Here is an 18,883-nt window from a genome sequence, read left to right on the forward strand (position 1 = left end):
AAAGTAAATATGTTGATTTTAGAAAATACCTTCGCTAATTCAGCTTTCATGAGTGATGAAGGCTATCAAGCGCCAAGCCGATTCCTCATTTTAGGTTTGGGTGAATCTGGTGTTGCAATGGCTAAGTGGTGCTTGCGTAATGGTGCAGAGGTGCGTCTCGCCGACACCCGTGAGCAATCATTATTAAGTGAGCGTCAGAATGCTTGGTTGCAAGAGCTTCACATTGCGGGTCTAAAAGATGCTTGTTTTGGACCTTTGAGTGATGACTTACTCAAAGGGATTGATGTGATTGGTATCAGCCCAGGGCTTTCTCCGGTGCAAGACCCAATTTATTCATTCTTGGTAAAAGCTGAGGAAGCTGAAATCGACGTGTGGAGCGAAATTGAATTTTTTGCTCGTGCAATTTCTGCTTTAGGTCGCATGGCTCAGGCACAAGAGTCTAGCTATGAGGCTGCGATATTGGCGGTCACTGGTACCAATGGCAAAACAACGACTACTGCGCTAACGGGTCAACTCTGTGAGCGCGCCGGCAAGAAAGTTGCTGTTGCGGGAAACATCAGTCCTGCCGCTTTAGAAAAATTAATGAGCTGCCTAGACTTGGCAGATCAAATTGTCGACATGCCTGATGTTTGGGTGTTGGAGTTATCTAGTTTCCAGCTGGTTTATACCCACACCTTAAATGCAACTGCAGCAACTGTGTTGAATATTACCCAAGACCATTTGGATTGGCATGGGGATATGCAGGCTTATGCAGACGCTAAGTCTAGAATATTTGGCGCCGATACAGTGTGCATCCTGAATCGTGATGACTCTCTTGTAATGGGCTTGCTTTCTGAAGAGCAGAAAACAGAGAAGTCTATTGTGACTTTTGGCTCTAATCGTCCAGATGAGCAAGGCGCATTTGGTATTGAGCATGACTTGCGTGCTGGCGGCATTGATTGGCTGGTGTGGGCTGAAGTAGATGAGGATGTAGAGCCTAAGCCTAAGCGTCGTCGCAAGTCTGCGGTTGTTGAGGATGATGAGCCATTACGATTGAAGCGCCTCATTCCAGCTGATGCATTAAGAATTCGTGGTCGTCACAACGCCTTAAATGCCTTGGCTGCGCTTGCGTTAGCACGCGCTGCCAATTTGCCAATGAACTTGTTATTACATGGTTTGCGTGATTACCATGGCGAGCCTCATCGAGTACAAAGCATTGCGATTGTTAAAGACGTTGAGTATGTGGACGATAGTAAAGGCACTAATGTGGGTGCTACTGTTGCCGCATTAAATGGTTTGGGTAATAACGAATTAGGAAAACGCATTTGGTTAATTGCTGGTGGAGATGGTAAGGGGCAAGATTTCAGCCCACTTCGTGAACCAGCTTTGCGTTTTGTAAAGGGCGCCTTCGTGATTGGCAAAGATGGTGTTGCCATTGGCGAATCATTAGGCGCTGGAATACCTGTCACTAATTGTGGTGACTTAGTGACTGCAGTTCAGGCTGCAGCTGCGCAGGCAATATCTGGTGACATAGTGTTGTTATCTCCAGCTTGCGCTAGCTTAGATCAGTTCCGTGACTATAAAGAACGCGCTCAAGTATTTGCTGCAGAAGTCGAAGAGTTGGGAATGCGCTTTGAAGGGGTCCAGGCATGAACTTAAAAGAGAAATTCTTTCCTGAAAACCGTCTTGGATTAAATCGTTTCTGGAATTTTTCTAGAGGCGGAATCGATAACTTCCGTACTGGCTTGCGAGATGCGGTATCTGGCGTAGAACAAACTCGTTCACGCATGATGGAGTATGACCAGTTGCTTGTTTGGGCAATTTTGTCCCTCATGTTGATTGGTCTAGTGATGGTGTATTCAGCTTCTATTACTTTGGCTGATGGACCTAAGTATGCAAACTACAGTAGCAACTTTTTTTTGATCCGCCACATGATTTCTTTGGCAATTGCTATTGGAGTGGGTATTTGGGCTTTCAAGATTCCTACAAAGGTGTGGGATCGTTATTCACCAGTTATTTTTGGATTTACCGTTTTGCTGCTTATCGCTGTATTAATCCCTGGCGTAGGTAAAGGCGTGAATGGAGCTAAGCGCTGGATCCCCCTTGGCTTGATGAACTTTCAGCCTTCCGAGTTAATGAAATTTGCTGCAGTGATTTTTGCGGCAAGCTATACGGTGCAACGCCAAGAGTATCTCCATTCTTTTGTGAAGGGCATGCTACCTATGGGTATTGCAGTTGCCTTGGTTGGTGGCCTGCTGATGGCTGAGCCGGATATGGGCGCATTCGTTGTGGTTGCATTGATTGCATTTGGCATTCTCTTTTTGGGTGGTATCAACGCTAAATTGTTCGGTGGTTTGATTGCGGTTGGTTTGATGAGCGGTGCAACGATGATTGCGCTCTCACCATTCCGTCGTGGACGTATGTTGGCATTTATGGATCCATGGCAAGTAGATAACGCAGCCAATAAGGGATATCAATTAACCCATTCACTCATGGCTTTTGGACGTGGCGAGTGGTTTGGTACAGGTCTTGGCGGTAGCGTAGAAAAATTACATTACTTGCCTGAAGCCCATACCGATTTCATCATGGCAGTGATTGGTGAAGAGCTTGGTTTTGTTGGTGTCGTCGTGATGATCTTCTTGTTCTACTGGATCGTACGTCGCGCATTCTTAATCGGACGCACCGCATTGCAATTAGATCGTAGCTTTGCAGGACTTGCTGCTAAGGGTGTAGCTATTTGGATTGGTTGGCAGGCCTTTATTAATATGGGTGTGAACCTTGGGCTGTTACCAACTAAAGGTTTGACTTTGCCATTGGTGAGTTATGGTGGTTCTGGTATTTTGATGAATGCTGTTGCGATGGCAATGCTATTGCGCATTGATTTTGAAAATCGCATTCTGATGCGTGGAGGGAAGCTTTGACAAAACCCTCAATTCTTGTGATGGCTGGTGGTACTGGTGGGCATATCTTCCCGGGCCTAGCTGTCGCTGAATACTTGCAGATTTGTGGTTGGAATGTCTCTTGGTTAGGTAATCAAGCGGGCATGGAATATCGCCTCGTGAAGTCTTGTGACTTTCCATTTGAGGCAGTTGATTTTGGTGGCTTGCGTGGAAAGGGTTTAAAGACCAAACTCATGTTGCCAATTAATTTGATGCGTGCATGCATTCAGAGTTGGAAAATCATGCGTCGCGTCAAGCCGAACGTTGTTTTAGGTATGGGTGGCTACATTACTTTCCCAGGCGGCTTAGTCAGTAAATTATTGAAGCGACCATTGGTTTTGCATGAAGCAAATTCAGTTGCTGGTAGCGCCAATATTGCGCTAAGCAAAATCGCCATGCGAACTTTGACTGGATTTCCCAATACGATGCCAAATGCAGAATGGGTTGGTAATCCGATTCGTGAAGAATTTGACCATATGCTCGCGCCAGCAGAGCGTTATGAGCAGCGTCAAGGACCTTTATCTATTTTGGTTGTCGGCGGTAGCTTGGGAGCTGCAGCCTTAAATGAAAATATTCCAGCTGCTTTGGCGTTGATTCCAGTAGGGTCTCGTCCTAAGGTTATTCATCAAGCCGGCGATAAGCATTTAGCAGATCTGGAAAAGCGTTATGCCGATCTGGGTGTCGTGGCAGATATTCGTCCATTTATTGACGACATGCCAACTGCATACTCGCAGGCAGATTTAGTGATTTGTCGTTCTGGTGCGATGACTGTTTCTGAAATAGCCGCTTGCGGAGTTGCTTCTTGCCTTATTCCTTTCCCATTTGCGATTGATGATCATCAAACTGCTAATGCACAGTTTTTATCTAATGCAGATGCTGCAGTTTTATTGCCACAGCCCTTACTCAATCCGCAAGATTTAGCAATGATGATTCAAAGCTTAAGTCGTAAAGAATTAAAAGAAATGGCGCTGAGAGCCCATGCCTTGGCTAAACCAAATGCGACCCAGCGAGTGGCTGAAGTGTGTGCAGACTGTGCGGGAGTAGGCAAATGAAGCATATTGTTCAGCAAATTCACTTTATCGGTATCGGTGGCGCTGGTATGAGCGGTATTGCTGAGGTGCTTTTGAACTTGGGATATCAGGTTTCAGGATCAGATCTTACTGAGGGTGCTGTTACTAAGCGCCTGAAGGAGTTGGGTGCCGTGATTCATATTGGTCATGACCCTAAAAATATTGGCACTGCTGAGGCAGTAGTCATTTCAACAGCAGTCGCTGGCAATAATCCCGAAGTCTTAGCTGCACGAGCAGCAAAAATCCCAGTTATTCAGCGCGCTGTGATGTTGGGTGAGTTAATGCGCCTAAAGCAGGGCATTGCGATTGCTGGTACCCATGGAAAAACAACGACTACTAGTTTGGTCGCATCAGTTTTGGCTGAAGGCGGACTAGATCCCACATTCGTGATTGGCGGGAAACTCAATTCTGCAAACGCCAATGCGCGTTTAGGGCGTGGTGACTTCATCGTTGTTGAGGCCGATGAATCCGATGCTTCTTTCTTGCAATTATTTCCAGCAATGGAAGTCGTCACCAATATCGATGCAGATCATATGGATACCTATCAGCACGATATGGCTCGCTTAAAGCAAGCATTTGTGCAGTTTATTCAGCGTATGCCTTTTTATGGTGTGGCAGTACTTTGTATTGATGATGCAAATGTGCGCGACATTATTCCATTTGTATCCCAACCAGTATTACGCTATGGCTTATCTGAGGATGCCGATATCCGTGCAAGTAATGTGCGCGCAGATGGCACACAGATGCATTTCACAGTTGATCGTCGCACGGTGCGCAGACATGGCAATAAGCCTGGTCCACTCAATGTCACGCTGAACTTGCCTGGATTACACAACGTTCGTAATGCCTTGGCTGCAATTGGTATCGCTACAGAGCTGGGTGTGGGCGATGAAGCAATCACAAAAGCACTTTCCGAATTTAGCGGTGTTGGTCGTCGCTTCCAGCGCTATGGAGATATTCCGTTGGTATCAGGTGGCAGCTTTACTTTGATTGATGATTACGGTCATCATCCAGTGGAAATGGCAGCAACTTTAGCTGCCGCACGCGGCGCCTATCCAGATCGTCGTTTAGTTCTGGCGTTCCAGCCACATCGCTTTACTAGAACGCGTGATTGTTTTGGTGAATTTGTACAAGTCCTTAAAAGCTTTGATGCGTTGGTGTTGACTGATGTCTATCCAGCCGGTGAGGCAAAAATTCCAGGGGCAGATGGCAAGAGTTTGATGAAGGCTGCAATAACTGAAGATAAGAATTCAAAAGCCTTATTAAATTCAGCTGCAGTTGCTTACGCCGCAAATATTGCAGAGATGCCAGAAAAATTGAGTCAAGTTTTAAAAGATGGAGATGTATTAATTACGATGGGTGCAGGATCAATTTCTGCTTTGCCGCATACGTTAGCGGAGGCAAAGCATGTCTAAAGTAGGTACTAACTTGAGCTCTTGGGGCGATCGCGTTAAGGCTAGCTTAGCTAGTATGGACGTTAAGTCATTCGGTCGTGTCGGCGTATTGCTTGGCGGTAAATCTGGCGAGAGAGAAATTTCTCTTATGTCAGGCAATGGTGTGCTGGAAGCCTTGCGTTCTAAAGGCGTGGATGCCCACGCCTTTGATACTGGTTTGCGTTGCCCTACTGAACTGGCTAAAGAAAAATTTGATCGTATTTTCATTTCGCTGCACGGTCGCTTTGGTGAGGATGGCACTATTCAAGGCTTGCTCGAATTACTTGACCTACCATATACCGGCAGCGGAGTTTTGGCATCCGCTTTGGCGATCGACAAGATTGTCACCAAGCAAGTCTGGATTAGCAATGGACTAGCGACCCCTGAGTATGAAGAGTTGACTGCAACAAGTGATTGGAATGCTGTAGTTCAGCACTTAGGTTTGCCGCTAATTGTGAAGCCTGCGCATGAGGGATCTTCCTTGGGGATTACTAAGGTGAAATCAGTTGATGAGCTGCCGGCCGCTTACAAACTCGCCGCTGGTTTAGATAAAAAAGTGATTGCAGAGACCTGCATCATCGGCGACGAATTAACTTGCCCACTGGTTGGTTACGGTAAAACTGCCGAAGCATTGCCGGTGATCAAAATTATTCCTCCGCAAGCAAATTACGATTTTCATAATAAGTATTTCTCTGATGAAACTCAGTACCTATGCCCAACAGGGCTTGCGCCAGAGGTGAATGCTGCCGTTCAGGAATTAGCCTTGGCAGCTTACAAGGCCTTGGGTTGCCGGACTTGGGGTCGCGCTGATGTGATGCTGGAGCAAAAAACTGGCAAACCTTATTTGCTAGAAATGAATACTTCTCCAGGCATGACTTCTCATTCATTGGTGCCAATGGCCGCTAAGGCCACAGGTATTGAGTATGCAGATTTGGTACTTTGGTTATTGGGCCAAACACTGCTGCAAAAAGAGGGTACTCATGCATGAGTAACTTCATGGACCGCTTCGGTGAAATTTTCTCTATGTTGATGGCTCCACTTTGGAATCACTCAGATCGCATGGAGAAGCTAAGTAGTTTCTTGATACGTTGCTTCATAGTGATGCTATTAATTGGTATTTTGGTTTGGCTTAGTCAGCGTCCAGTATTTGCATTGAAGCAAATACAAATTGAGCCAGTTGCAGGACAAACGCTCAAACATATTAAGAAGCCTATCGTGAGGCAGCAGGTCCTAGAAACGGTACAGGGTAATTTCTTTAGTGTTCGTCTAGAGGATGTAAAGCGAGGCTTTGAGAGCATGCCTTGGGTTCGACATGCCAATGTACGCCGTGTCTGGCCCAATGGATTGGTCGTCAGTATTGAAGAGCAGAAACCATTCGGTACATGGGGTGGTGCTGAGAGTCACACGTTAATGAACACTCATGGGGAGTTATTTGCTGGACGAGTCTCTGAGGTAGGTGACGACATCCATCTGGTTGACTTCTCTGGCCCCGCAGATTCAGGCAAGGAAGTGATGAGCCTTTATGAAAAAGCAAATAGCTGGTTTAAGCCTTGGGGTGCAGAAGTAACTAGTCTTGCCTTAACGGAGCGCTACGCATGGAACGTCAGACTGTCAAATGGTATGAGAGTCGAGTTTGGACGTGATGAAGAAAGCTCCGATAAAAATTTAACTGAAGAACGTGTAGCGCGATTATTTAAATATTGGCCCCAAGTACAAGAGAAGTGGGCAAATCGAATTGATGCAATTGATTTGCGATATGCAAATGGTTTTGCGGTTCATCTTGCCTCTGCAAGTTTGAAGAAGAGTGATGTAGATGGCAAAAAAAGCGAGCTGAAGCAATGAGGAATGGCAATGAGTAAAGACAATCGTGATGTGTTGGTTGGGTTAGATATTGGTACATCCAAGGTTGTTGCCTTGGTTGCTGAATTAGCTCCTGATGGTCAATTCAATGTAGTTGGCGTTGGCCAAACCGCATCTAAGGGCTTGAAGAAGGGCGTTGTAGTCAATATTGAGGCGACAGTTCAATCGATTCAAAAGGCGCTTGAAGAAGCCGAGGTGATGGCGGATCGTCAGATCGTCCAGGTATTTACGGGCATTGCTGGTAACCATATTGTGAGTTTTAACTCGAGCGGCATGGTGGCAATACGCGACAAAGAAGTTGGCGCTGGCGATGTGGAGCGCGTGCTCGAGACTGCCAAGGCTATCAACATTCCAACTGATCAGCAGATTTTGCACATCCTTGTTCAGGAATTCATTATTGATGGACAGGAAGATGTGCGCGAGCCGATTGGCATGAGCGGTCTTCGCTTAGAGGTGAAGGTGCACATTGTTACTGGCGCTGTAAGTGCAGCACAAAACATTGTGAAGTGCGTGCGTCGCTGTGGTCTTGAGGTAAATGATTTAATTTTGCAACCTTTGGCCTCAAGTTTGGCAGTACTCACTGAGGATGAAAAAGAGTTGGGTGTAGTGCTGGTGGATATCGGTGGCGGAACTACTGATATTGCAATTTACTGCCAAGGTTCTATTCGTCATACCGCAGTAATTCCAATTGCGGGCGATCAAATTACCAATGACATTGCGATGGCTTTGCGTACACCAACAATTGATGCGGAAGATTTGAAGATTGCACATGGCATTGCTCGTCAAGACATGGCAGATCCTACTGCGATGATTGATGTTCCTGGTGTGGGCGATCGTGAGCCACGTCCGATGTCTAAGCAAGCATTGGCGGCAGTGATTGAGCCACGTGTGGAAGAGTTATTTACGCTCGTGCGAGGTGTAGTTCGCGACTCCGGTTATGAAGACATGGTTTCTTCAGGAATTGTTTTAACAGGTGGCACTGCGCTCATGCCTGGCATGGTTGAGTTGGCTGAACAGGTCTTTTTAAGGCCAGCCCGAATCGGTACGCCTGAGTACCGCGGCCATTTACATGAAGTTTTGCGTAGTCCCAGATATGCCACCAGCATTGGTTTGCTGATGGAAGGTCAAGCGCAGTTATTGCGCGGCCGTCGTGTTTCTCAATCAGGCGCGTTGCAAGGAGTTATCTCGCGCATGAAGGAATGGTTCACAGGAAATTTTTAAGTTTTTTTCGTCGTCGTCAATGTAGTACGTTTTTTACCTAGGAGGGTATATGGAATTTGAAATGTTAGATCAAGAAACAGCTGGCAAGACCATTATTAAAGTGGTTGGAGTCGGTGGCGCTGGTGGCAATGCTGTCCAGCACATGATCCGTCGTGGTGTTAACGGCGTAGAGTTCATTTGCATGAACACCGATGCTGGCGCTTTACAGCGTTCTGAGGCATCTGTGAATTTGCAACTGGGCTCTAGCGGATTGGGTGCAGGGGCTAAACCAGAAATCGGTGCTGCATCTGCTGAAGAAGCGCGTGCCCGCATTGCTGATACCTTGCAAGGCGCACATATGGTGTTCATCACTGCTGGTATGGGTGGCGGTACTGGAACTGGTGCGGCCCCAATCGTTGCTCAAGTAGCAAAAGAAATGGGCATCCTCACTGTTGGCGTGATTAGTAAGCCATTTGATTTCGAGGGTGTGAAGCGTTTGAAGGTTGCTGAGAACGGTGCTGCAGAACTTGAGTCATATGTAGATTCACTTATTGTTGTACTCAATGAAAAACTCTTTGAAGTAATGGGTGAAGATGCTGAGTTCGACAAGGCATTTGCTTGTGCAGATGACGTATTGCATAACGCGGTTTCAGGCATTGCCGAGATCATTAATGTTCAAGGTTTGATTAACGTTGACTTTGAAGACGTTAAGACAGTCATGGGCGAGCAAGGCAAAGCCATGATGGGAACAGCAACTGTTTCTGGTATGGATCGTGCACGCTTGGCTGCTGAAGCTGCGGTGGCATCACCATTGTTAGAGGGTGTTGATCTTTCAGGCGCACGCGGTGTATTGGTCAACATTACTGCTAGCCGTTCATTGAAGTTGTCTGAGACTCGTGAAGTAATGGCTGCGATTCGTGGCTACGCTGCAGATGACGCAACAGTGATCTTTGGTACTGTATATGACGAGAGCCTAGGCGATGCCTTACGTGTGACTGTAGTTGCTACTGGTTTGAATAATCCTCAAGCTCGTAAAAATAATCAGCCTGAAGTAGTTTGGAGACAAGCTACTGGTACTCACGATGCAATGCCAACAATGGCTGATCTCAATAGTTTTGCCCCTGCAAGCCCATCTGCTGCAATGAGCAAAGTAAGCATGGATTCTGCTTTGGGAACTAGCGCAGGTTTGGCAATGACTGGTGTTGGTAGTGCTCCAGCGATGGCAGCTCAGCCAGCAAGCACTGGGGTTGAATACAGCCAATATGACTTACCACGCGTTTTTCGTAGCTCTCGTGAAGCGACTCCTGCGCCTACATTAGGTGCAGATAGTTCTCCACAGGCTAAATCCATGTTGGACAAAGGGGCTGATTACTATGAAATCCCAGCCTTTTTGCGTAAGCAAGCAGATTAATTGACTGCTTAATACAATAGGTAATTGCAAAATGCCAGCGCGGCGCCCCTCCGGACGACGAATCCCGCGCTTGCGTTGGCATACTTACTAACAATTATTTATTGGAGATGTCATGATTGCTGTGGGACAAAAATTACCAAACGCTACTCTTTATGAATTTATGAATGAAGAGACTGAAGGCTGCTCCTTAGGGCCCAATGCATTTGAAGTTGAGAAATTAGCAGCTGGTAAAAAGATCGTACTCTTCGCATTGCCAGGCGCTTTTACGCCAACTTGTTCTGCTAAGCATGTGCCCGGATATGTTGAGCACTTTGATGCGATCAAAGCGAAAGGTGTTGATGAGATTTGGTGCGTTTCTGTAAATGATCCATTCGTAATGGGTGCATGGGGGCGTGATCAAAAGGTTGGCAAAAAAATTCGTATGTTAGGTGACGGCAGTGCTGAGTTCACCAAAAAACTTGGTTTGGAATTAGATTTAACTGCTCGTGGATTTGGTGTGCGCTCTGATCGTTATGCCATGATTATTGAAGATGGTGTTGTGAAGTCACTTGATCGTGAAGCGCCTGGCAAGTTTGAAGTAAGCGACGCAGCTTCTATTTTGAAAAAGCTGTAATTAGAATTTACTAACGAAAATCCCCTGAATTTAGATACCCACATATGATGAAGCAACGCACTATCGCCACTCCGGTAAAAACCGTGGGGATTGGCTTGCACTCTGGCCGCAAGGTGACGATTTCTATCAAGCCTGCGCCAGTGAATTCAGGGGTTCAGTTTGTTAGGGTGGATACGCCTGAGCAGTCAGTTGTTCCCGCAACTGCCTTGGCTGTTTGCGATACAAGACTAGCTTCTGTCATTCAGAAAGATGGCGTACGCGTTTCAACTGTAGAGCATTTGCTATCTGCTTGTGCCGGGCTAGGTTTGGATAATTTATTAATTGAACTTGATGGTGAAGAAGTCCCCATCATGGATGGCAGTGCTGCTTCATTTTTGTTTTTAATTGAATCAGCGGGTATTGCCGAGCAAGAGGCTCCACGTCAATTTGTCGTGATTAAAAAACCAGTTGAGGTTCGTGAAGGCGACAAGCTTGCGCGATTAGAGCCATTCTTTGGATTTAAGTTGGACTTTACGATTGACTTTAAACATCCAGCCGTAGATAAAACTGGACAACGTTTTGTAGTGGATTTTGCAGAACACGCTTATCGCAGTGAAATTGGTCGTGCACGTACTTTTGGTTTTGCTCACGAAGTGGAATCATTGCGTGAAATGGGTTTAGCGCGTGGCGGTAGTTTAGACAACGCGATTGTTTTGGATGAGCACCGTATTTTGAATAACGAAGAACTTCGTTACGAAGATGAGTTTGTGCGTCATAAAATCTTAGATGCGATTGGCGATCTCTACCTCATTGGGCACCCAATTGTGGGCGCTTATGTTGCTGAAAAGTCAGGACACGCCCTCAATAACGCACTTTTGCGTAAGCTTTTGGAAGATCCAAGTTCTTACGAAATTAGCTCCTTTGCTGAAAATAAGGCTCCTGAAGCCTATTCCCAAGAAAGTCAGCCCCTCTTTTTCTAAGAAGCTCAAAACCGCTTTTTAGCTTATTTCGGCTTGTTTTTGAGTAGTTTCTCGATAGAGGAGCGCAGGCCTGATTCTGGCCCTAATTTCTCCAAAAGAGACTCCCAAGACTTTTTAGCTGCTTCATTTAAGCCTTTTGGCTTTTCCCGTTCGGCTGGTCTGGCTTTTACCTCCCAGGCTGGCGGGGCTGGTTTAACCCGAATCATTATTGCACTACATACTAAGCCAGAATTAGCTAACTCTTTGATTAGGCTGGGTAAAATTTGCTGTAAGCGACTAGCAATGCTGGCGCTGCTCACCAGTAAAAAGAGCTCATCTTTCGAGCCAGAGCGCCATCCAGCTTCAATTTTTGAGCTGAGGTGACCTAAATCCAGGGTAGTAAGTGCTGAGTGGATCCGCCCCTTCAGTTTTGCCAGATCCTCTGTTCTAGCCAAAATCCCCCCAAGCCCATCGGATTCTCGTAGGTAATCCATCCAGTCATGGGCTGTGTGCTTGCGGGATGATTTAGGGGTGAAGTTCATAAAAAATGGGGTTGCGGGTGATAAACTCAAGGACTTAATTTTCTTCAATATCCCATGGTAATCGGTCTTCTTAAAACCCTGGTCGGCAGTCGTAACGACCGCCTCTTAAAACAGTATCGCAAAGTCGTTGCCAAGGTCGGCGCTTTTGAAGCGAGCCTGCAATCTTTGGATGATGCTGCACTTGCCGCAAAAACTGCTGAATTCAAGTCTCGCTTAGCTTCTGGTGAGTCATTGGATGACATTGCCGCAGAAGCATTTGCTGTTGTTCGTGAGGCTAGTGCCCGCGTCATGAAGATGCGTCACTTCGATGCCCAGATTTTAGGTGGTTTAGCCTTGCATCAAGGCAAGATTGCTGAGATGGGTACTGGTGAAGGAAAAACCTTAACTGCTACTCTGCCAGTCTATTTGAATGCACTGACTGGTAAAGGTGTGCACGTTGTAACAGTCAATGATTATTTGGCGCAGCGTGATGCCGAATGGATGGCCAAGCTATACAACTTCTTGGGCATGAAGGTGGGTGTGAATTTATCCCAGATGGATCACACAACTAAGCAAGAAGCTTATGCCGCAGATATTACCTACGGTACAAATAACGAATTTGGTTTTGATTACCTACGCGACAACATGGTTCAGGACTTGGGTCAGCGTGTACAGCGTGGTTTAGCTTATGCAATCGTTGACGAAGTTGACTCCATTCTGATTGATGAGGCACGCACACCGTTAATCATCTCCGGTCAGGCGGAAGATCATACCGATCTTTATATCAAGATTAATGCTCTGCCATCTCACTTAGAGCGTCAAATTGGCGAAGAGAAGGCCGATGGTACTGGCGTTGAAAAGCCAGGCGATTACTGGGTGGATGAGAAGTCCCAGCAGGTTTATTTGACAGAGCAAGGGCACGATAAAGCTGAGCAAGTATTGGTTCAGTTGGGCGCGCTCAATGATGGCGATTCCCTTTATGCGCCACAAAATATTACTTTGATGCACCACGTGTACGCAGCTCTGCGTGCGCATTCTTTGTATCACCGTGATCAACATTATGTTGTTCAAAATGGCGAAGTAATCATTGTTGATGAATTCACTGGTCGTTTGATGCAGGGACGTCGTTGGTCTGATGGTTTACATCAAGCCGTGGAAGCTAAAGAAGGCGTACAGATTCAAAATGAGAATCAAACTTTAGCTACGATCACTTTCCAAAACTATTTCCGCATGTACGGCAAGTTAGCTGGTATGACCGGTACTGCTGATACAGAGGCTTACGAATTTAAGGAAATTTACAACTTAGAAACAGTTGTGATTCCTCCAAACCGGATTAGCCAAAGAAAAGATAAGCAAGACCAAATCTATAAGTCTTCTCGTGAGCGCTATGATGCGGTCATTAAAGATATTCAAGATTGTTATGAGCGTGGTCAGCCAGTACTAGTTGGCACAACCTCAATTGAGAACTCTGAGTTGATCGCACAACTGCTAGATCAACGTAAATTGCCGCACCAAGTATTGAACGCAAAGCAGCATGCTCGCGAAGCAGAAATTATTGCTCAAGCAGGGCGTCCAAAAATGATCACGATCGCTACTAATATGGCTGGTCGTGGTACCGACATTGTGTTGGGCGGCAACGTTGGCAAGCAATCTTCTTTGATTGAGGCCGATAGTTCTCTTTCCGATGCTGAAAAAGCATCCAAAATTAAGCAATTGCAAGATGAGTGGCAAAGTATTCATGATGCAGTCCTTGCGTCAGGTGGATTGCACATCATCGGTACCGAGCGTCATGAGAGCCGTCGTATTGATAACCAGTTGAGAGGGCGCTCAGGCCGTCAGGGCGATCCAGGCTCCTCCCGTTTCTATCTTTCATTAGATGATGCGCTGCTTCGTATCTTTGCAGGCGATCGTTTACGCGCTGTGATGGATCGATTGAAGATGCCAGACGGCGAGCCGATTGAAGCTGGCATGGTGACTCGTTCTATTGAGTCTGCGCAGCGCAAAGTTGAAGGCCGTAACTTTGATATTCGTAAACAGTTGCTCGAATATGACAACGTTGCTAATGATCAACGTAAAGAAACATATCGCCTCAGAAACGAAGTGCTTGAAAGTAGCGATATTGGCGACTTAATTGCCAATTTACGTGAAGATGTATTGCGTTCAGTTTGTTCAGTTTATGTACCGCTGGAGTCTATGGAAGAGCAGTGGGATCTCACTGGGCTAGAGAATGTGCTTGCTAGCGAGTGGGGCCTTACAGTTGACCTGAAGGGTTGGGTTGAAGCGGCCGATAGCGTAGATGATTCTGAAATTGTTGAGCGTGTATTGCAGGCTGCTAAAGAAGCTTACGATGCAAAAGTAGATCTCTCCGGTCGAGAATCTTTTGCTAGTTTTGAACGTTCGGTTCTGTTGTATAGCCTAGATAGTCATTGGCGTGAGCACTTGGCTGCTTTAGACCATTTGCGCCAAGGCATTCATTTGCGTGGCTATGCCCAAAAAGATCCTAAGCAAGAATATCGTCGCGAAGCTTTCGAGTTATATGGCGAGTTGCTTAACGTCATTAAGAATGATGTTGTTAAAAGTATCATGACAGTTCAGATTCGTAGCGCAAGCGAGTTAGATCAAGCCTCTGAATCGATGAATGATGATTTGGCTAAGCTTTCCGAAGTTCAATATCAGCACGCTGATCCGGAAAAAGAAGTTGCAGGATCAACCGGTGATGGTGGTGCTGCAGTGGATATTCAGCCGGCACCTCTTCGCACTGGACCAAAGGTGGGGCGTAATGATCCTTGTCCATGCGGTAGCGGTAAGAAGTATAAAAATTGCTGCGGTGCATTAGCTTAAATTCAATTAAGCTAAGTATTAATCAAAAGGGGGCTAAGCCCCCTTTCTTTTTCCTATATCTCTGCAATCCTTCAGGGCTTTCCCTAGCTATCTAGCACCACAAATTTCGATGATTATTCGCTCTAATATGCAAAAAATTGCATTTATTGCAAAAAGGAATCGACATGCAAAAGTCCCTGCTTATTAATGCAGACAAATGTACTGGGTGTCTTCAATGTGAGATGGCCTGTAGTTATGAAAACTATGGAGTTTTCAACACCTCTAAATCCCGAATCAAGGTTTTTGAATTTCATAAAACGGGCAAGAAGGTTCCTTATACCTGTACTCAATGTGATGAAGCCTGGTGTCTCCAAGCATGCCCTGTAGATGCGATTCGAGTAGATTTGGTTACTGGCGCCAAGGTGGTTTCAGAAGATACCTGTGTTGGATGCAAGGTCTGCACTATTTCCTGTCCTTTTGGAACCATCAACTATGTTCAAGAGACTGGTAAGGTGCAAAAGTGTGATTTATGTGGAGGCGATCCTGCTTGCGCTACGGCATGTCCAACACAAGCGATTACCTACGTAGATGCAGATTGGACTGGTCTGGACAGAATGCGTGAGTGGGCTGACAAGCTTGGCAACCAAGATAGCGCTAACTAAAAAAGTATAGGAAAAAAATCATGTCATGGGCTGGAAAACTACTGCGCGTTAATTTAAGCAAGGGCACTTGCCAATCTGAACCTTTGAATATGGAGTGGGCCAAAGCGTATTTGGGTTCACGTGGTTTAGCGTCTAAGTATTTTATTGAAGAGGTTGATCCAAAAGTAGATCCCCTTTCTGCAGAAAATAAAATTATTTGGTCCACTGGCCCTTTAACTGGAACTACGGCATCTACTGGTGGTCGTTACACAGTTGTAACCAAGGGCCCATTAACTGGGGCTATCGCATGCTCTAACTCTGGTGGTTATTGGGGTGCAGAGTTGAAGATGGCTGGCTGGGATATGGTGATTTTTGAAGGCAAGTCTCCTAAGCCGGTATACCTTTATATAGAAAACGATAAGGCTGAATTGCTGGATGCTTCAGATCTATGGGGTAGATCAGTTTGGGAAACAGAGCCGGCCATCAAAACAAAACATCAAGATCCGCAAATTCGGGTTTCTTGTATTGGGCGCGCTGGTGAAAATCAAGTGTTGTATGCGGCCATTGTGAATGACTTGCATCGCGCGGCTGGACGTTCGGGTGTTGGCGCTGTAATGGGTAGCAAGAACTTAAAAGCTATTGCAGTTCGTGGCACCAAGGGAGTTGGAAATCTGAAGAATCCAAAGGCATTTATGGATGCAGTTGCAGCAGGTAAGGCTGTGTTAGCTGGTCATGCTGTTACTGGTCAAGGTCTTCCTACTTACGGCACACAAGTATTGATGAACGTGATTAATGAGGTAGGCGCACTGCCTACTCGCAATCATCAAGATGTTCAGTTTGAGGGTGCAAAAGATATTTCTGCTGAAGCGATGGCAGCACCTCGTGAGAGTGATGGCAAAGCGCATTTAGTAACCAATCAAGCTTGTTTTGCTTGTACGATTGCTTGTGGACGCATCTCAAAAATTGATGATACTCATTTCTCTATCGAAAATAAGCCACAGCATATGCATGCTTCTGGTGGTCTTGAATATGAAGCTGCTTGGGCGCTAGGCGCAGCGAATGGCGTAAATGATCTTGAGGCATTGCAATACGCTAATCAGCTTTGTAATGAGCAGGGCTTAGACCCGATTTCATTTGGCGCCACCATTGGTGCTGTGATGGAGTTATATGAGATGGGTGTTTTAACCAAAGAGCAAATTGGCATTGAGGCTCCATTTGGGTCAGCTAAAGCGCTTTGTTATTTGGCAGAAATTACCACTGAAGGTACTGGTTTTGGGAAAGAGATTGGCCTTGGATCCGCTCGTTTAACTAAAAAATATGGATACCCAGATCTCTCTATGAGCGTGAAGGGTCAAGAGTTCCCGGCTTACGATGGTCGCGTGATTCAGGGTATTGGTTTGGCTTATGCCACTTCAAACCGTGGTGCGTGTCACCTTCGTGGTTACACCATTGCTTCTGAAGTCCTGGGGATTCCAGTTAAGACAGAGCCTAGTGAAACTCAAGGTAAGCCAGAGTTAGTTAAGGCATTTCAGGATGCTACCGCTGCGTTTGATTCTGCTGGAATTTGTATTTTCACCAGCTTCGCATGGACCCTGGCTGATGTGGCCCCGCAATTGCAGGCAGCCTGTGGCGATGAATTTACAGTAGAAAATTTAACGACTATTGGCGAGCGTATTTGGAATATGGAGCGTGACTTTAATAATCGTGCCGGCTTTACGAATAAGGACGATAAGTTGCCTAAACGTTTGATGGAGGAGGCTGCTAAAACAGGACCGGGTAAGGGTGTGGTTAGCGGCCTGGATAAGATGCTTCCTGAGTACTACCAAGTTCGCGGTTGGGATGCTGAAGGGCGTCCAAGCGCTGAAACTTTGAAACGCCTAGGCCTTTGAGTTTTTATATATGAAGCATGTCATCCTGGGCAATGGCCCGGCCGGCGTCATTGCGGCGGAAATCATTCGTAAGCGCGCCCCACATGATCAGATTGTGATGATCGGGTCTGAGGATTCGCCACCTTATTCCCGAATGGCTATTCCTTATTTACTCATGGGCAACATTAATGAGTCGGGGACTTATTTACGCAAGGATTCTGATCATTATCAAAAACTGAGAATTGAGCAGGTTCACGGAAAAGTGATCGCGGTAGATATAAAAGCAAAGAAATTGGAGTTGGAGGGTGGTCAGTCTATGCAGTTTGATAAATTGCTGATTGCAACTGGCTCAATTCCTGTGCAGCCTCCGATTCCCGGCATAGATTTACCCGGCGTTCATCCATGCTGGACATTGGCAGATGCTCGGGCAATCACAAATTTGGCAAAACCTGGTTCTCGAGTTTTGCAAATGGGTGCTGGCTTTATCGGGTGCATCATTCTTGAGGCGTTAGCCAGCAGAAAAGTTGAGCTTACGGTTGTTGAGATGGGTGATCGTATGGTTCCGAGAATGATGACCTCTGTAGCTGGCGGCATGATTAAAAAATGGGTTGAAGATAAGGGTGTTCAGGTTCATACCAGCACTAAGGTGGAGGCAATTACAAAGGCCAATTCAGGTTTGACAGTAAAGCTGTCCAACGGAAAGACTCTAGAAGTTGACCTAGTAATTTCAGCGACTGGTGTACGTCCTAATATTGCCTATCTAAAATCTTCAGGCCTTGAAATTCAAACGGGAATTTTGGTTAACGAGCAGATGCAAACCTCTCATCCAGATATTTATGCAGCAGGGGATCTAACCGAGAGTATTGATTTTTCCACTGGCGAGCGCATCGTGAATGCGATTCAGCCTAATGCTGCTGAGCAAGCCAGAATTGCTGCTATTGCTATGACTGCTGGAGAAGTTGAGAGCTTGGGTGCGCTGCAAATTAACGTCCTTGATACCTTGGGATTAATTTCCTCCTCATTTGGTTTATGGTCGGGCGCCCAAGGTGGCGATCATGTGGAGTTAGTTGATTTGCAGCAATATAAATACTTGCGCTTAGAGTTTCTTGGCGACGTTTTAGTTGGCGCTACTTGCGTTGGCAGTACTGAGCATATTGGCGTACTTCGAGGTTTAATCCAAGGAAAGATCTCGCTGGGTGAGTGGAAAGAGGTATTGATGGCAGATCCTACTAAAGCAATGAGCGCCTATCTCGCTGCGGGCCAAGCACAATCTGCCTGGATGAATTAAGCTTCAGGAATGCAAGTTACTTTGAAGTTGTTTGCCAGCTTGGCAAGCTATCTACCTTCCAATAAAAAAAATAGCATCGAAGCAGACATCGAGTTAGCTGATGGCAGCACGATCGGTGACGTTATTAGTCTGTATAAGATTCCAAGCAAATCAGCGCATTTGGTGATGGTGAACGGGGTTTATATCAAGCCAGAAGAGCGCGATCAATACGCCCTAAAGTCGAACGATGCCTTAGCCATTTGCCCTCCGGTTGCTGGCGGATAATCCCCGCGTATTTACGGAATGCCGCAATTTGACAGAAA

16 protein-coding genes are annotated in these 18,883 nt (G+C 46.1%); 15 read left to right on the forward strand and 1 reads right to left on the reverse strand.

Annotated features, from left to right (window positions below):
• Positions 1-48: 48 nt before the first annotated feature.
• The 10 genes from murD to lpxC all read left to right on the forward strand — a co-directional run bounded on the left by murD (position 49) and on the right by lpxC (position 11,464).
• On the forward strand, positions 49-1,632 hold the full coding sequence (murD, locus tag JaK3_RS02360) for a UDP-N-acetylmuramoyl-L-alanine--D-glutamate ligase (protein ID WP_068320694.1): 1,584 nt from the start codon (positions 49-51) through the stop codon (positions 1,630-1,632).
• Positions 1,629-2,900 (forward strand): putative lipid II flippase FtsW, encoded by a 1,272-nt coding sequence (gene ftsW, locus JaK3_RS02365; RefSeq protein WP_068320291.1) that lies wholly within the window; start codon positions 1,629-1,631, stop codon positions 2,898-2,900. Before murD ends, ftsW begins: the two co-directional genes overlap by 4 nt.
• A 20-nt stretch (positions 2,901-2,920) precedes the next feature.
• Complete coding sequence (gene murG, locus JaK3_RS02370) at positions 2,921-3,970, forward strand: undecaprenyldiphospho-muramoylpentapeptide beta-N-acetylglucosaminyltransferase (RefSeq protein ID WP_205627486.1); 1,050 nt, start codon at positions 2,921-2,923, stop codon at positions 3,968-3,970.
• Complete coding sequence (gene murC, locus JaK3_RS02375; RefSeq protein ID WP_068320295.1) at positions 3,967-5,403, forward strand: UDP-N-acetylmuramate--L-alanine ligase; 1,437 nt, start codon at positions 3,967-3,969, stop codon at positions 5,401-5,403. The genes murG and murC overlap by 4 nt, the downstream gene beginning before the upstream one ends.
• Complete coding sequence (locus JaK3_RS02380; protein WP_068320297.1) at positions 5,396-6,409, forward strand: D-alanine--D-alanine ligase; 1,014 nt, start codon at positions 5,396-5,398, stop codon at positions 6,407-6,409. Before murC ends, JaK3_RS02380 begins: the two co-directional genes overlap by 8 nt.
• Positions 6,406-7,263: a cell division protein FtsQ/DivIB gene (locus JaK3_RS02385; protein ID WP_068320299.1), complete on the forward strand. Its 858-nt coding sequence runs from the start codon at positions 6,406-6,408 to the stop codon at positions 7,261-7,263. The genes JaK3_RS02380 and JaK3_RS02385 overlap by 4 nt, the downstream gene beginning before the upstream one ends.
• A gap of 9 nt (positions 7,264-7,272) precedes the next feature.
• On the forward strand, positions 7,273-8,502 hold the full coding sequence (gene ftsA, locus JaK3_RS02390; RefSeq protein WP_068320696.1) for a cell division protein FtsA: 1,230 nt from the start codon (positions 7,273-7,275) through the stop codon (positions 8,500-8,502).
• Between the two features lie 49 nt (positions 8,503-8,551).
• Positions 8,552-9,892: a cell division protein FtsZ gene (gene ftsZ / locus JaK3_RS02395; protein WP_068320301.1), complete on the forward strand. Its 1,341-nt coding sequence runs from the start codon at positions 8,552-8,554 to the stop codon at positions 9,890-9,892.
• Between the two features lie 112 nt (positions 9,893-10,004).
• Positions 10,005-10,505 carry a peroxiredoxin gene (locus JaK3_RS02400; protein ID WP_068320303.1) on the forward strand — a complete coding sequence of 167 codons (501 nt, stop codon included), beginning with the start codon at positions 10,005-10,007 and terminating at the stop codon, positions 10,503-10,505.
• A 44-nt stretch (positions 10,506-10,549) separates the two neighbouring features.
• Positions 10,550-11,464, forward strand: coding sequence for a UDP-3-O-acyl-N-acetylglucosamine deacetylase (gene lpxC, locus JaK3_RS02405; protein WP_068320305.1), 915 nt, complete (start codon positions 10,550-10,552; stop codon positions 11,462-11,464).
• Between the two features lie 23 nt (positions 11,465-11,487).
• On the opposite strand, the gene JaK3_RS02410 is transcribed toward lpxC, so the two are convergent.
• Positions 11,488-12,015 carry a hypothetical protein gene (locus JaK3_RS02410; protein WP_240480855.1) on the reverse strand — a complete coding sequence of 176 codons (528 nt, stop codon included), beginning with the start codon at positions 12,013-12,015 and terminating at the stop codon, positions 11,488-11,490.
• A gap of 24 nt (positions 12,016-12,039) precedes the next feature.
• Here JaK3_RS02410 and secA point away from each other — a divergent pair, with 24 nt between their 5' ends.
• The 5 genes from secA (at position 12,040) to JaK3_RS02435 (ending at position 18,845) form a co-directional block, all read left to right on the forward strand.
• Positions 12,040-14,805, forward strand: coding sequence for a preprotein translocase subunit SecA (secA, locus tag JaK3_RS02415; RefSeq protein WP_068320309.1), 2,766 nt, complete (start codon positions 12,040-12,042; stop codon positions 14,803-14,805).
• A 164-nt stretch (positions 14,806-14,969) separates the two neighbouring features.
• Entirely contained in the window at positions 14,970-15,446 is a 477-nt protein-coding gene (locus JaK3_RS02420; RefSeq protein ID WP_068320311.1) for a 4Fe-4S dicluster domain-containing protein, read from the forward strand.
• A gap of 20 nt (positions 15,447-15,466) precedes the next feature.
• Positions 15,467-17,314, forward strand: a complete 1,848-nt coding sequence (locus JaK3_RS02425) for an aldehyde ferredoxin oxidoreductase family protein (RefSeq protein ID WP_068320313.1) — start codon at positions 15,467-15,469, stop codon at positions 17,312-17,314.
• Positions 17,315-17,324: 10 nt separating this feature from the next.
• Positions 17,325-18,581 carry an NAD(P)/FAD-dependent oxidoreductase gene (locus JaK3_RS02430; RefSeq protein ID WP_068320316.1) on the forward strand — a complete coding sequence of 419 codons (1,257 nt, stop codon included), beginning with the start codon at positions 17,325-17,327 and terminating at the stop codon, positions 18,579-18,581.
• Positions 18,582-18,590: 9 nt separating this feature from the next.
• On the forward strand, positions 18,591-18,845 hold the full coding sequence (locus tag JaK3_RS02435; RefSeq protein ID WP_068320318.1) for a MoaD/ThiS family protein: 255 nt from the start codon (positions 18,591-18,593) through the stop codon (positions 18,843-18,845).
• Positions 18,846-18,883: the final 38 nt, after the last annotated feature.

The organism is Polynucleobacter yangtzensis (assembly GCF_001595965.1).
Classification (GTDB): Bacteria; Pseudomonadota; Gammaproteobacteria; order Burkholderiales; family Burkholderiaceae; genus Polynucleobacter; species Polynucleobacter yangtzensis.